This is a genomic window from Thermodesulfovibrio sp. TK110 (assembly GCF_054658355.1).
On record NZ_BAAHNB010000001.1, the window covers coordinates 376,625 to 390,281 of the forward strand.

The 13,657-nt window shown below is 33.8% G+C and carries 16 protein-coding genes and 1 pseudogene; 13 read left to right on the plus strand and 4 right to left on the minus strand.

Annotated elements, in window-relative coordinates; all coding sequences use genetic code 11:
* Window positions 1–105 precede the first annotated feature (105 nt).
* The 11 genes from tolQ to moaC all read left to right on the plus strand — a co-directional run bounded on the left by tolQ (window position 106) and on the right by moaC (window position 9,222).
* The gene (gene tolQ, locus ACYQ3X_RS02030) at window positions 106–729 is read left to right on the plus strand and encodes a protein TolQ (RefSeq protein WP_460180175.1); all 624 of its coding nucleotides are present in this window, start codon (window positions 106–108) and stop codon (window positions 727–729) included.
* Window positions 717–1,121, plus strand: coding sequence for a protein TolR (gene tolR, locus ACYQ3X_RS02035; RefSeq protein WP_460180176.1), 405 nt, complete (start codon window positions 717–719; stop codon window positions 1,119–1,121). The genes tolQ and tolR overlap by 13 nt, the downstream gene beginning before the upstream one ends.
* The gene (gene tolA, locus ACYQ3X_RS02040) at window positions 1,118–1,765 is read left to right on the plus strand and encodes a cell envelope integrity protein TolA (RefSeq protein WP_460180177.1); all 648 of its coding nucleotides are present in this window, start codon (window positions 1,118–1,120) and stop codon (window positions 1,763–1,765) included. The genes tolR and tolA overlap by 4 nt, the downstream gene beginning before the upstream one ends.
* Complete coding sequence (locus tag ACYQ3X_RS02045) at window positions 1,762–2,970, plus strand: hypothetical protein (RefSeq protein ID WP_460180178.1); 1,209 nt, start codon at window positions 1,762–1,764, stop codon at window positions 2,968–2,970. The genes tolA and ACYQ3X_RS02045 overlap by 4 nt, the downstream gene beginning before the upstream one ends.
* Window positions 2,970–4,139, plus strand: a complete 1,170-nt coding sequence (locus ACYQ3X_RS02050; RefSeq protein ID WP_460180179.1) for an exo-beta-N-acetylmuramidase NamZ family protein — start codon at window positions 2,970–2,972, stop codon at window positions 4,137–4,139. Before ACYQ3X_RS02045 ends, ACYQ3X_RS02050 begins: the two co-directional genes overlap by 1 nt.
* Window positions 4,140–5,933, plus strand: a complete 1,794-nt coding sequence (locus ACYQ3X_RS02055) for a sugar phosphate nucleotidyltransferase (protein ID WP_460180180.1) — start codon at window positions 4,140–4,142, stop codon at window positions 5,931–5,933.
* Window positions 5,930–7,456 (plus strand): DHA2 family efflux MFS transporter permease subunit, encoded by a 1,527-nt coding sequence (locus ACYQ3X_RS02060; protein WP_460180181.1) that lies wholly within the window; start codon window positions 5,930–5,932, stop codon window positions 7,454–7,456. Before ACYQ3X_RS02055 ends, ACYQ3X_RS02060 begins: the two co-directional genes overlap by 4 nt.
* Window positions 7,443–8,174, plus strand: coding sequence for an SDR family oxidoreductase (locus ACYQ3X_RS02065; protein ID WP_460180182.1), 732 nt, complete (start codon window positions 7,443–7,445; stop codon window positions 8,172–8,174). The genes ACYQ3X_RS02060 and ACYQ3X_RS02065 overlap by 14 nt, the downstream gene beginning before the upstream one ends.
* Before the next feature lie 13 nt (window positions 8,175–8,187).
* Window positions 8,188–8,433 (plus strand): hypothetical protein, encoded by a 246-nt coding sequence (locus tag ACYQ3X_RS02070; RefSeq protein WP_460180183.1) that lies wholly within the window; start codon window positions 8,188–8,190, stop codon window positions 8,431–8,433.
* A 63-nt stretch (window positions 8,434–8,496) separates the two neighbouring features.
* Window positions 8,497–8,745 (plus strand): DUF2283 domain-containing protein, encoded by a 249-nt coding sequence (locus ACYQ3X_RS02075; RefSeq protein ID WP_460180184.1) that lies wholly within the window; start codon window positions 8,497–8,499, stop codon window positions 8,743–8,745.
* Between the two features lie 6 nt (window positions 8,746–8,751).
* Window positions 8,752–9,222 (plus strand): cyclic pyranopterin monophosphate synthase MoaC, encoded by a 471-nt coding sequence (gene moaC, locus ACYQ3X_RS02080; RefSeq protein ID WP_460180185.1) that lies wholly within the window; start codon window positions 8,752–8,754, stop codon window positions 9,220–9,222.
* On the opposite strand, the gene ACYQ3X_RS02085 is transcribed toward moaC, so the two are convergent.
* Complete coding sequence (locus tag ACYQ3X_RS02085; protein ID WP_460180186.1) at window positions 9,219–9,722, minus strand: hypothetical protein; 504 nt, start codon at window positions 9,720–9,722, stop codon at window positions 9,219–9,221. The genes moaC and ACYQ3X_RS02085 overlap by 4 nt on opposite strands.
* Before the next feature lie 30 nt (window positions 9,723–9,752).
* Here ACYQ3X_RS02085 and ACYQ3X_RS02090 point away from each other — a divergent pair, with 30 nt between their 5' ends.
* Window positions 9,753–10,466, plus strand: a complete 714-nt coding sequence (locus ACYQ3X_RS02090) for an ABC transporter ATP-binding protein (protein ID WP_460180187.1) — start codon at window positions 9,753–9,755, stop codon at window positions 10,464–10,466.
* 1 nt (window position 10,467) lies between these two features.
* On the plus strand, window positions 10,468–11,226 hold the full coding sequence (locus ACYQ3X_RS02095) for an ABC transporter permease (protein WP_460180188.1): 759 nt from the start codon (window positions 10,468–10,470) through the stop codon (window positions 11,224–11,226).
* 452 nt (window positions 11,227–11,678) lie between these two features.
* On the opposite strand, the gene ACYQ3X_RS02100 is transcribed toward ACYQ3X_RS02095, so the two are convergent.
* The 3 genes and pseudogenes from ACYQ3X_RS02100 to ACYQ3X_RS02110 form a co-directional block, all read right to left on the minus strand.
* Window positions 11,679–12,311 (minus strand): HD-GYP domain-containing protein, encoded by a 633-nt coding sequence (locus ACYQ3X_RS02100; RefSeq protein WP_460180189.1) that lies wholly within the window; start codon window positions 12,309–12,311, stop codon window positions 11,679–11,681.
* Window positions 12,312–12,434: 123 nt separating this feature from the next.
* Window positions 12,435–13,004, minus strand: coding sequence for a transposase (locus ACYQ3X_RS02105; protein WP_460181680.1), 570 nt, complete (start codon window positions 13,002–13,004; stop codon window positions 12,435–12,437).
* Window positions 13,005–13,007: 3 nt separating this feature from the next.
* A pseudogene (locus tag ACYQ3X_RS02110) lies at window positions 13,008–13,382 on the minus strand (transposase); the annotation flags it as partial.
* Window positions 13,383–13,657 lie beyond the last annotated feature (275 nt).

The window sequence follows — 13,657 nt, forward strand, 5'->3', positions numbered from 1 at the left end:
ACAAAACATTACATCACCTTAAATCTCCGAGGCATTTAGAGATAATTTTCTCCCGCCAACTTCATGATTTGACTTTTATAAGGATATTGTTATAGTATTTTGTTTATGGAACTTACAGTTATTGACCTTATAAAACAAACAGGAGTTGTTGCAAAGGCTGTTTTACTTATACTTCTTTTCTTTTCCATACTTTCCTGGGCAATTATATTTTACAAGTGGAAACTCTTCAAAAACATGAAAAAGGAAAATCAAAAATTCTTTGAAGCCTTTTTAAATTCCAATGGAGCAAAGGAGCTTTTTGCTATAGCTAAAAGATTTGAATTAAGTCCTCTTGCATCTCTTTATAGAGGAGTTTTCTCAGAGGCTTACGGTAAAAGCCACAGCAATATTGAAGCTATTGCAAAAAAATACTCCTCTGATGAAGTAAATAAAGTGGAAAGTTATCTTGGTTTTCTTGCAACTACAGGTTCAACAACTCCATTTATAGGACTTTTTGGAACAGTATGGGGAATTATGGATGCCTTTAGACATATAGGAGTTAAAGGTTCAGCATCAATTGCCACTGTTGCACCAGGTATTGCAGAGGCACTGGTTACAACAGCTGCTGGTCTTTTTGCAGCAATTCCTGCAGTAATTGCTTATAATTACTTTACATCTCAGGCAAATAGAATAATCAATGAAGTTCATGACTTTTCTGAAACTCTCTTAAAATATCCATGGCAGGATTAAACCCTCGTAGAAGGTCTTCAATAGCAGATATTAATGTTACTCCTCTGGTTGATGTTATGCTTGTATTGCTCATTATTTTTATGATTACAGCTCCGCTTCTAAAACAGGGAATTGATGTAAATCTCCCCAAGGCAAAAGGAAAAAGTCTTGAAGAAACTGAAAAAATAAGCATTGTCATTACTAAAGAAGGCAGAATATTTTTAAACGATAGAATAATTAACAAAGATGAGCTGCCTGCATTACTTAATTCTTATAAAGAAAGCAATACTGCTGTGCTTTTAAAAGCTGATAAAGATGTTCCTTACGGTCTTGTAGCGGAAGTTATGGGAGAGATTAAAGCTGCTGGAATAGAAAAAATAGGAATGGTAACAGAGCCTAAAGAAACTAAATGACAGGCAAAATTTATTCTTCTCTTTTTCTATCTTTTCTTTTTCATGGTTTGGTTATTCTGGTTTTAATCTTTGGAGTAAGAAATTCAGTTAAGGATTTTAAAAATCTCACATATGTAACATTGATTCAAGAGGCAGGCAATCAATCACAAACAGCCTCATTAAATGAAGAAAATAAAACCCAGAGCAGATTTCAATCAATAAAACAACCCGAGCAGCAGACAAAAGAAGTTTCAAAAAAGCCTCAGGAAAAAGCACAAAAAATTTCAAAGGAAGATGAACAGCTTCTTCAGGAAAGAATTGCTGCCCTTAGAGCTAAAAAGAAAGTCCTTGAAAAAGCTCAATCAGGCTCTGTAGAATTTAGAAGCGGGCAAAATACTAAGGGCAGTGGAGTTTCAACAGCTTATTTAGCATTAATCTCTGGAATTATAAGAAAGCACTGGAGCATTCCTGATACAGTTCCTAAAAATCTTGAAGCAGTTGTGTCAGTGCGCATTCTTTCAAATGGACAGGTTATCATTGAAGGATTTGAACAAAGATCAGGAAACATGCTTTTTGACTCCTCTGTATTAATGGCAATTAAGAATTCCTCTCCTCTTCCTCCTCCTAAGAGTGAGATTTTTGTAGGATTGAGGTTTAAACCATGAATTCAGGATTAAAAAAACTCATCTTTTTAACTATTTTTTTTACCCTTTACCTTAAGCCTTTTACCTTAAGTTCTGCTCTGGCAGAAAAAATTTATCTTGATATAAATCAGCCAGGAATTAAAAAACTTGCTCTGGCAATTGAAGGATTTGATAGGTTGCCTGTTCTGTTTAACACCATAAAAGAAAATCTTGAATTTACAGAATATTTCAGGGTTTACGGACCTTTTCCATTTAAAGGAGAGGCATTTGACCCTAATTTATGGAAGTCCTCTGATGTTGAAATTATTGTAAGAGCTGAAACTTTAAATAATATTTCAATGAAGATTTTTACTGTTACATCTGCATCACCCATATTTGTGAAGGAATATCCTTTAAAAAATGATCAGGCTACAGGAAACCTTATTGCTTCTGACATATATAAATTATTGACAGGAAAAGAGGCACCATTCTTTAATCGCTTTGTTTTTGTGAGAAAACTATCAAAAACCATGGGAATTTTTCTAAGTAACTGGAATGGGAAAACTATTTACGATACAGGATTGAGAAGAGAAATAATATCAAAAGTTGTTTTTAAAGGAAATAAAATTTTTTACTCCTGCCTTAATGGAAAGTTCTGGAGAATAGAAGTATTTGACACAGCAACCAAGACGAACAAAGAGATTATAAAGAGCAAATCCCTGCTTTTACTTGGTGATGTATTAGATGAATCACAGTTTCTGTATTCAGAAAGTGATGGAGAGATATGGGAAATTAAAATATCTGACATTTATGGAAAAACAAGAACAATATCCTCATCAAGATGGATTGATACTTCACCAAGATGGACTAAGTCTTCTATATTTTTCGTTTCAAACAGAAGCGGTTCTCCGCAAATTTATGAAATGACGCAATCAGCAACGGGCATAAGAAGAGTAACCTATCAAGGGAAATACAATACAGAACCTGCTATAACTGCAGATGGCAGTAAACTGGCTTTTTCAACTCTTGATGGAAACTTTCAGATTTATGTTATGGATATATCCTCAGGTATACAGAACCAGATAACAAAAGAGGGGAATAATGAGCAGCCTTCTTTTTGTCCTGATGGTCATTTTTTAACAATAATGTCAGACAGAAGAGGTAAAAAGGAGATATATCTTATAAGCTCTGATGGTGTAGTGCAGAAACCTTTAACACATGGGTATCTTCCCTCGTGTAGCAGATAATGGTTTATTCAGGAATAGATAGATTTGAAAAAACTCTTCCAAAAAGATTTTATGGTTTACAGGCTGGAGTTCTTATTCATCCAGCATCACTAAATAGGAAACTTGTTTATACCAAAGACATTCTCATTAAAAGCAAAAAAATCAGGGTTAAGGCTTTTTTTGGACCCCAGCACGGAATATTTGGAGATACTCAGGACAACATGATTGAATGGGAAGGCTTTGTTGATAAGCTGACAGGTTTACCAGTTTACAGTTTATATGGAAAAACAAGAAAGCCTACAGCACAGATGCTTGACGGTATTGAACTCTTTATTGTTGATCTTCAGGACATTGGAGCCAGATATTACACATTTATCTGGACAATGGCTTTATGCATGGAAGCCTGCGAGGAAAAGACAATACCGATGATTGTTCTTGATAGAGTAAATCCAATTGGAGGACATCTAACTGAAGGACCTGTGCTTAAGTTAGAGTTTTCATCCTTTGTAGGATTGCATCCATTGCCTATCCGCCATGGAATGACAATTGGTGAAATAGCAATTTATTTTAAAGAACAGTTTTATCCTAAACTTGATCTTACAGTAGTTCCTCTTTCTGGCTGGAAAAGAAATCAATGGTTTGATAAAACAGGACTTCCATGGGTGATGCCATCACCAAACATGCCAACCCTTGAGACTGCCACGGTTTATCCAGGAATGTGTCTTCTGGAAGGAACTATTTTAAGCGAAGGAAGAGGCACAACAAGACCCTTTGAGATATTTGGTGCACCTTTTATAGAGCCTGAAAAGCTTGTAAAAAGATTGAATGATTTCAAGTTAAAGGGAGTATTTTTTAGGCATATTTATTTTAATCCCACTTTTAATAAATTTTCTGGTAAGTTATGCGGAGGTGCACAGATTCATGTTATTGACAGGGAAAAATTTAAGCCTTTCAAAACAGCCATTGCAATTCTTCTTGCAGTAAAGGAGCTTTATCCAGAAGTTAATTTATGGCGTGAGCCTCCATATGAATACGAGTTTGATAAACTTCCTTTTGACATTCTTACAGGCTCAGATAGATTAAGGATTGAAATTGAAAAAGGTGTTACACTAAAACAGATGGAACAGTGGTGGAGTGAAGAAAATGAAAATTTTGAGAAAATACGAAATAATTATTTGATGTATAAATAAATGTCAAACAGTATTAAAGCTTTTATTCTTGCTGCAGGATATTCAACAAGATTGAGACCTATTACAGAGCAGATTCCCAAGCCTTTGATGCCAATTGCCGGTGAGGTTTTACTGGAATACATTTTTAGAAATTTAAATGCCCTGACTAAAGAAGTTGGCATAAATTTACATTACAAAGCAAAGGAAATTGAAGATTACATAAAAAAGCAGAATCTTCCCTTAAAAACATTTTATGAAGAGGAGATTCTTCTTAGTGGTGGAGCATTGCGGAATGCAAGAGAGTTTCTCAAAGACTCTATTTTTATTGTCCATAATGGAGATATTTACTCTGATGCAAACATTAAAGAAGCAGTAAAATGGCACATGGAACATGAAAACTCAATAACTCTACTTGTTCATGATTATAAGCCTTACAATAAATTAATCGTTGATGAAAATGGAAATTTACGTGGAGTTGGAGACTTGGATAAATCTCATCTTGCTTTCTCAGGAATTGCTATTTATAGTCCCCATATTCTTGAGCTTTTGCCTGAAGGTCCTTCATCAGTTATTGATTTATGGATTAACTGCATTAAAAATGGATTTAAGGTAAGCACATTTAAAATAAAATACAGCTTCTGGTTTGATATTGGAACTCCATGGGATTATGCCAATGCAGTTTTTGATAAATTAAAGAGAAATTTTACTTCTCTATACATTCATCCTTCAGCCTCTGGATGTGAGCTTATCAAACCTGAAGGTAAAGTGGTGATTGAGAGAGATGTAAAAATAAAAAAGAGATTCAGGGGAAAAAATATTATAATTTTGCCTGAGACTGAATTTACACCTGAAAACGAATATCTCTCAAATCTCATAATTGGTAAAAATTTTATGATACCAATTGAGACACTACATGGTGCTGAAACACTAACTTCTGGTGGGTCTGATAGAGAATACATTAGAGAAAATAACAGAATCCTTTGCAAATGGGGAAAATTATCAGAGGATTTTGAAAAAACGATTGTTTTAAATAAGTTTTTCATTGAAAAAGGAGTCTCTGTGCCTGAAATCCTTGAAGTAGACAGGGATAAAAAAACGATTATTTTTAAAGACCTTGGAGATTTAACCCTTTACAGCTGGCTTCAATGTAAAAGAAAAGATGAAGAAATTGAAAAAATTTATAAAAAAATAATTGAAAAGATTGGAAAACTTCACTGGAAAATCTCTAAGGAAGCAACTGATTTAAATCTTCCGGAATTTGACTACTCCTATTTTCTCTGGGAAAGTGATTACTTTTTAAAAGAATGTGTCAAAGAAATCTTTAAAATTGAAGAAAACCCTCAGGAAGAATTCCACATAATTGCTGAAATTCTATCAAAAGCTAAAAAAGTAATATTGCACAGAGACTTACAGAGCCAGAACATAATGTTGAAAAATGGAAAAATCTATTTTGTTGACTATCAGAGTGCAAGATGGGGCCCTGCAGCTTATGACATAGCTTCACTTCTCTGGGATCCATATGTAAAGCTCAAAGATGAAATGAGAACAAGGCTTGTTAATTTCTATATTCACAGCCATAAGCTTGATGAAAAAGCTTTTTTAGATGAGCTTTCTTTATGCAGAATTCAAAGACATATGCAGGCTCTTGGAGCATACGGATTTCTATCTTTAAAAAAAGGAAAAAAGAATTTCCTGAAGTTTATTCCTGATGCATTAGATTTACTGGCAAAAGACCTTGAAGAATGCCATATCAATCTCTCAGAGCTAAGACACCTTGTTTTTAAAATCAAAAAAAGCTTTATAATATTTAAATGAAACGATTCTGGATAGTTTTAACAGTGATGTTACCCACCTTTATTGAAATTCTTGATACAACAATAAATAATGTTGCATTAAGACACATTCAGGGAAGTCTTTCCGCAGGGGTTGATGAATCAACATGGATTATTACTTCCTATCTTGTCTCTAATGCAATTGTAATTCCAATGGCTGGATGGTTAAGCAGAGTTTTTGGAAGAAAAAACTATTTGATTTTTTCAATATCTCTTTTTACAATTTCCTCATTTTTATGTGGAATGTCTTGGAGTCTTACATCTTTAATATTTTTCAGAGTTCTTCAAGGAATTGGAGGAGGGGGGCTTCAACCTTTAAGCCAGAGCATTCTTCTTGAAACATTTCCAAAGGAAAAATATGGCACAGCAATGGCAATTTATGGGATGGGTATAATTATGGCACCAATACTTGGTCCAATTGTGGGAGGCTGGATTGCTGATAACTTTTCATGGAGATGGATTTACTATATAAATATTCCTGTTGGTGTAATATCTATTTTAATGACCTATCTTGTTATAGAAGACCCTGATTATTTGAAAAGGAAAGAAAAGCTGAGAATTGACTATCCCGGAATCATTCTTTTAGCATTGGGAATCGGATGTCTTCAGGTAATGCTTGATAAAGGTGAAAGAGAAGACTGGTTTGAATCAAAATTTATAATAACTCTATTTGTGGTAAGTATCGTAAGTCTTATAGCTCTTTTATGGTGGGAGCTAAAGCGAGCAGAACATCCAATTGTTAATTTCAGACTTTTTAAAGATAAAAACTTCTTTTTTGGAAATCTCGTAATGTTTTTTACCTTTGTAAATCTTTTCGGAAGCATTATTCTTTTACCAATTTATGTTCAGAATTTAATGGGATATACAGCATTTTTAGCAGGACTGGTTCTTGGTCCTGCTGGAATTGTCCAATTTATAGCTTTCCCAATAAGTGGAAAAATCGTAGATAAGATTAATCCTAAGATACCACTTGCTTTCGGTATTATCATGTGTGCTTATTCAACACATCTTATGAGTTTATTTAATCTTCAGGCAGGATTCTGGGACTTTGTATATCCAAGAGCTGTCCTTGCTCTTGGTATGGCTTTTGTTATAACTCCTCTGGCAGTATTAACAGTGGCGTATATTCCAAAAGAAAAAATGCAGGATGCAACACCATTGAATGCTGTTATAAGAAACATAGGAGGTTCTGTAGGTACAGCAATAGTTACAACAATCGTGTCTCAGAGAGCACAGTTTCATCAGTTCCGACTTATAGAAAATCTAACTCCCTATGATATTCCCTATCAAATAGCCATTGAAAAACTGAATGAGTATCTGCAGCCAGGAGCATTATCAGCTGAGGGAGTAATTTACAGAGAACTTATAAGACAGGCACAGTCAATTGCTTTTAATGAAGCATTCTGGATACTAAGCATTGGAATGATTTCAATGGTTTTAACGATTATGTTTTTCCGTAAACCTATTTATAAAAATAAAGGAGGGACTCCTGATGCTGTCCATTAAAGGAAAAGTTGCACTTATAACAGGTGCATCAAAAGGTATAGGACTGGCAACTGCTGAGAAATTCGCCAGTGAGGGAGCTAATCTTGTTTTAGTAGCAAGGTCTCGGGAACTGTTGAATAATGTTACACAGAAGCTTAAAATCTATGGAACAAATGTTGTCAGTGTTCCTGCTGATCTTACAAAACATGAGGAAGTTGAAAGAGTCTTTGAAGTATTGAAGGATTCTTTTCAGGAAATTGATATTCTGGTTAACAATGCTGGAAGGGGAATTTTTAATTACATTGAAAATGGTTCTCCGGATGAATGGAAAGAAGTTATTGATCTGAATCTTACAGGAGTTATTCATTGCACTCATCTGGCTGTAAAAATGATGATTCCAAGGAGAAGTGGCCATATTGTGAATATTTCATCAGTAGCTGGAAGAGTTGGAATTCCTGGTTGGTCTGTTTACTGTGCCACAAAATGGGCAGTTATAGGTTTTTCTGAATCAATTCGTAAGGAATTGATAAAATACAACATTCGTGTTACAGTAATAGAACCAGGTGTTACAGCAACTCAATGGGGTGAAAACATGCCTGAAGAATGGATAAAGAGCAGAGGAGCAATGAAAGCACTAAAAGCTCATGATATTGCAGAAGCTATATATTATGTTGTAACGCAACCCGAGCATGTCAGTATAAATGAGCTACTTATAAGACCATCAGAGCAGGAAAGATGAAAATAATGATAAAATGACAATAGGTTCAGTATTTTCTATTTCAGGAATAAGAATTAGATTGACTTCTGAGAGATGGGTGCATATAGTAGAATCGCATGATTATATGGCAGGTAATCTTGACTTAATTCTGGAGACTATTGAAAATCCAGATTTTATTGTTCAAGGGAATAAAGGAGAGTTAATAGCAATTAGATACTATGAAAAAACTTCAATATCAGAAAAACACTTAGTAGTAGTTTATAAAGAACAAAGAAAGTGATGGTTTTGTTATTACAGCATTTATGACATCTAAACCAGAAAGCATAATAAAGCGAGGAATAATATGGAAAAAAGAATCATTGAAATTTTGAACCTTATTCCTTCATTATTACAAACTTCTTTTAAAAAAATCTGGATAGACTATGATGAAGAGGTTGATGTGCTTTATATAAGTTTTCAAAAACCTCAACAGGCAAATGACAGTATTATGGAAGGTGAAATAGTTTATCATTACAGAAATGATGAATTGGTTGGAGTGACTATTTTAAATGCCAAGAAAATTGCGTATTCAAAAGAAAAAGTAACCGTTTAAAAGATTATGTTTACTCATTTTGACGAAAAAGGACAGGCACGAATGGTGGATGTTACAGGAAAACCTGTAACTGAGAGAATTGCCATTACTGAAGGCATTGTAAGAATGAAATCTGAAACCTTAAAAATGATTTTGAATAAGGAAATTGCAAAGGGCGATGTTTTTCAGGTTGCTCGTCTTGCTGGAATTATGGCTTCAAAGATGACACCTCATCTTATTCCGCTCTGTCATCCCATTCCAATTACATCTGTTGAAATTGATTTTGAACCTGATGAAAAAAACTCTCAGGTTAAAATAAAAACCACTGTTAAAACAACAGCGCAAACAGGAGTTGAGATGGAAGCAATGGTTGCAACCTCTTTAGCAGCACTTACAATATATGACATGTGCAAAGCAGTTGACAAAGAGATGGTAATTGAAGATATAAAGCTTGTTTACAAAGCTGGAGGTAAAAGCGGAGAGTTTTTTAGAGTTTAATTGTCCCTATTTGAGTCTCCTCCAAAATAGAGCTGTTTTTCCACAATTGGATTAAGTCTTATAAAAATCAAAATAGAATTGTCTTCCTTTTTATAAACTGTTTCAACTGGCTCCAAAACTCCAAATACCCAGGGGAAATAAATTGGTTTTAACTCATAACCTATAAGATTTCCTTCAACTGATATGGCTGAGCATTTTATAGAACTAACAGAAGGAATTTTTAAAATTTCATCAACAATCTTCAAAGCTTCTTTTTCGCTCAGATTTTCCATTGTTGTATATTTAAAATGAGGAGCATAGGGAACTATTTTAAATCTGTCAAGGGCTTTATCAAGAATTATGAAAGTTTCAGGATCCTCTATAAAGGAATTTGAATAAATAATCAAATTGAATGTTCCTTTAATCTCGCCTAAATTGCAGTGATTGAGTAAAATCTCAGCATTCAGATTTAATGGCAGTATAAGCAATCCGAGGAATATTAATATTTTAATCAGCTTCACAAAAATATTATACTAAAAATTGTGAATGCAGTGGTAGGAAAAAATTTAACAAAGTATTACGGGCAATTTAAAGCACTTGATTCAGCCAAATTTGAAATAGGGCAGGGAGAATGTTTTGGATTTCTTGGACCAAATGGTGCTGGAAAAACAACCCTTATGGGAATGATTTATGGATTTATTAAACCCTCTTCAGGAGAAATAGAAATATTTGGTATCAAAGTAGATGAAAAAATTTTTCCACAACTTAAAAAGAGAATTGGTGTGATTCCACAGGATAATAATCTTGATCCTGACCTTGATGTCCTTGAAAATCTTATTGTTTATGCAAGATACTTTGACATTGGCAAAAAAGAAGCCATTAACAAAGCTATGGAGCTTCTTAATTTTGTAAGGCTTGATGAGTGGAGCAAAACCAATGTTAGAAAACTTTCAGGAGGAATGCAGAGAAAGCTTATATTTGCAAGGGGGTTAATAAATGACCCTGATATAATAATTCTTGATGAACCTACAACAGGACTTGATCCACGTAGCAGAAGACAGATATGGGATAAAATTGAATTTTTAAAGCATTCTGGAAAAACACTCATCCTTACAACTCATTACATGGAAGAAGCTGAAAAGCTATGTGATAGAATTGCCATTATGAACAGAGGTAAAATACTTGTTATTGATACTCCTCAGAATCTTTCAGACAGATTTGGCGGAAATCTTGAGCATGTTTATCTTAACATGACAGAGGAGTAAGATGAATCTGAAAAGAGCATTCAGAGTATGGCAGAGAAATGCAACAGTTTATAAAAGACTTTATCGTTCAAGTCTTACGCTTAATTTTTTTGAACCAATGCTTTATTTAATTGCTCTTGGTTATGGTCTTGGAGGATTTATAAAAGAAATAAAAGGGATTTCATACATTGAGTTTATTGCTCCAGGAATTGTAATGTCTTCAGCCATGTTTGCAGCCTGCTATGAATGCACCTATGGAACTTATGTGAGGATGGTTTATCAGAAGACATTTGATGCAATTCTGGCAACTCCCATAACTTTTAATGAACTTATATTTGGAGAATTGCTATGGGGAGCAACAAAAAGCATGATTTATGGCACTATTATAATTATTGTTATTTCCCTGTTCGGACTTGTAAAATCTTCTTATGTTATTTTTCTAATTCCATTGATTTTCATATGTGGATTGATATTTGCCAGTTTATCATTAATTGCCACAGCTATAGTTCCTGGAATTGATTCATTTAATTATTTTTATACTCTGATTCTCACACCTCTTTTTTTATTCTCAGGAATTTTTTTTCCTCTTGAAGACATGCCTGACATTGTAATCAAGCTTTCTCAGGTAAATCCTTTACTTCATTTTGTAAATATTTCAAGAATGCTCTGTTATGGAAACATTTCTGATATTCTTTTTAGTGATATAGGTATAGTTTTTATATATCTTATTTTGCTTGCTCCTCTTCCATTTATTTTACTAAAAAGGCGATATATTTTATGAAATTAAGCTTCACTCTTTAACATTTCACATATTTTTATACCCTGAATTCTGAATCAGGATAATTTTACTACACCTCCAGATTTGCCGATAGAAGTCTCAAAGGAAGTTATAATAGAATTGTGTCAATTTGGCAGGTAATTGAATTAGTTAAAGGAAGAATTAGGATGACAGACAGGTTTCATTGAGAAAAATCTATCTTTTATATTAATTTTCCATTTTTCTATTTTACCTGAATGCAGTGATCGGATAAGAGGACATCCTTTCAATAAATGAATCAGTTTCATACACAATCTGATAGCATTTTTTACCTATCCGAGAGTCTGCATCCTGATTTACAATTTTAGCAAAGGAGTGGATTATTATTCCGTCAGGTTTTAGAAATGCAATTGTATCAAAGATTGCATTACAAGTTTCTGCCACTTGAAAAAGTTATTATTGATTTCCATAATTAATTAATTTTTTAAGCTTTCGTAGATTTCTTCAATTCTTGAAGCGTTTTTCTTGAATGCATCAAGAACTTTTGGATCAAAGTAATGAGGCATGTATCTTCCATCTCCCTCTGTGATTATTCTGTAAGCAGTTTCATGGTCAAAGGCAGGTTTGTAGGGTCTCTTACTTCTTAATGCATCATATATATCAACAATTGTTACAATTCTTCCTTCAATTGGTATCTCCTCTTGTTTAAGTTTATTGGGATATCCTGAACCATCCCACTTTTCATGATGTGTAAGGGCAATTTTTTTAGCCATCTTAAGCCTTGGATGCTCTCCTATTATTTTTGTACTCAAAATTGTATGCTTTTTTATTTCTTCAAATTCTTGTTCTGTAAGTTTTCCAGGTTTTCTCAATATATCAGGATTAATATGGACTTTCCCTACATCATGCAAAAGTGCCTTAACCTTTATTTTTTCTATGAAATACTGTGGTAACCCTAATTCCTGAGCAATTACTGCTGCATAACTGTCAATTCTTAAAATATGATTTCCTGTATCTTCATCATTTGCTTCAGCAGATCTTGCAAGAACATAAACTGTATAAACAAAGGCATCCTCTGTTTCTTTTATTTGATTGGAAAGAGAATTCATAAAAAGAATAAGGGCAGTATAATAAAATTTTGTCTGTTTTAAGGATACTTTAAAATAATTGGTATGAGAAAGAATAAAACAAAACAATTAAAAAAAGGAAATAAAAAAATAAGGAGGCACTTGTCAAGAATTTTGTGTCTGGGCATAGAATTTTCTATTAAAAATTTGTCTAAGTTCATAGGTATTAGCTTTCAGTATAGGTACAGGATTTTTCCATCTGCCTTGTAACAACCTTTCCCTCTGCAAAAACAGATTTGTCTCAAGTATTTCAATTGATTGAAAATATCCTCCAAGCCTCAGTCTTATTTCCTCTATTCTTCTGTTAAAGTTCTCTGCTGCATTAGTTGTGTATATATATTTTCTTATCTCTTCGGGATATTTGAGAAAATTAAAATACTTCTCTGCCTTTTTCTTTAGTTCCTTCATAAAATAAGAATAGTTTTTCTCGTATCTATCACAGAGAGATTTAAACCTCTCTAATGCATCCTCAAATCCTAAGCTTAGCTGTTTTATTTGATTAAGCATTTTAAGAAATTCCTGAGAAGCCAGTTTTCCCATGTTTTTTCTGATGTTTCTTTTTAAATGTACAAAACAGAGTTGATGCTCTGTAAGTGGATAAAGTGCCTCAAGAGCCTCACTTAGCCCTGGGAAATCATCGCTTACTACCACAACTACCTTGTGATAGCCATCTATGAAAAGGGCAAATACTTCAGAGGGTAATTGCCTTGTCTTAAAATCCTCAAGTCTTTCCCTCAGGTCTTCAATTATCTTTTTCATCTCATCCTGAGTATAAGGAAGTCCTAACTCACTGAGTGTCCTGTGAAGCTGAGCGGGACTGTATCCGTTTATTATTAAAGAATAAAGGACATCTGTATAAGATGCACCTACTCTCTGGTATGGCTGAGGTAAAATGTAAGGCCGAAACTCACCATGTCTGTCTCTTGGAACAGTAAGGTCAAGGCAGAATGAGCCTTCAGAGAACTGACGATGATAATAGCCATTGCCCTTATTGCCAGGGCTATTTTTTAGATATATCTCTCTTTCAGATTTCATTATCTGGTTTAATGTTTCTTCAAAAAGCTTCTTTAGTCTTACCTGTTAAAACATCATCTCAAAGTACTTTCATGGCTGCTTCCCTGAATAGCTCCTCTTTTACTGCCTCATACATCTCTTTTGATTTTCCATATCCTCTTTCCTCCTCTTTATTTAGTTTTCAAATTCATATATTTTATCCATAGACACAAAATTATTTTAACTTCCCTCAAAGGACATTACAGGATGGTTTTAGGGATGATGTAGACAGAAGGATCTATTGGTAAGGAAAACTTTTTCTATATGATGCTCTG

Coding starts and splice junctions, on each gene's coding strand:
- tolQ (WP_460180175.1), top strand. CDS start 106: ATGGAACTTACAGTTATTGACCTTATAAAACAAACAGGAGTTGTTGCA.
- tolR (WP_460180176.1), top strand. CDS start 717: ATGGCAGGATTAAACCCTCGTAGAAGGTCTTCAATAGCAGATATTAAT.
- tolA (WP_460180177.1), top strand. CDS start 1,118: ATGACAGGCAAAATTTATTCTTCTCTTTTTCTATCTTTTCTTTTTCAT.
- ACYQ3X_RS02045 (WP_460180178.1), top strand. CDS start 1,762: ATGAATTCAGGATTAAAAAAACTCATCTTTTTAACTATTTTTTTTACC.
- ACYQ3X_RS02050 (WP_460180179.1), top strand. CDS start 2,970: ATGGTTTATTCAGGAATAGATAGATTTGAAAAAACTCTTCCAAAAAGA.
- ACYQ3X_RS02055 (WP_460180180.1), top strand. CDS start 4,140: ATGTCAAACAGTATTAAAGCTTTTATTCTTGCTGCAGGATATTCAACA.
- ACYQ3X_RS02060 (WP_460180181.1), top strand. CDS start 5,930: ATGAAACGATTCTGGATAGTTTTAACAGTGATGTTACCCACCTTTATT.
- ACYQ3X_RS02065 (WP_460180182.1), top strand. CDS start 7,443: ATGCTGTCCATTAAAGGAAAAGTTGCACTTATAACAGGTGCATCAAAA.
- ACYQ3X_RS02070 (WP_460180183.1), top strand. CDS start 8,188: ATGACAATAGGTTCAGTATTTTCTATTTCAGGAATAAGAATTAGATTG.
- ACYQ3X_RS02075 (WP_460180184.1), top strand. CDS start 8,497: ATGGAAAAAAGAATCATTGAAATTTTGAACCTTATTCCTTCATTATTA.
- moaC (WP_460180185.1), top strand. CDS start 8,752: ATGTTTACTCATTTTGACGAAAAAGGACAGGCACGAATGGTGGATGTT.
- ACYQ3X_RS02095 (WP_460180188.1), top strand. CDS start 10,468: ATGAATCTGAAAAGAGCATTCAGAGTATGGCAGAGAAATGCAACAGTT.
- ACYQ3X_RS02100 (WP_460180189.1), bottom strand. CDS start 12,311: ATGAATTCTCTTTCCAATCAAATAAAAGAAACAGAGGATGCCTTTGTT.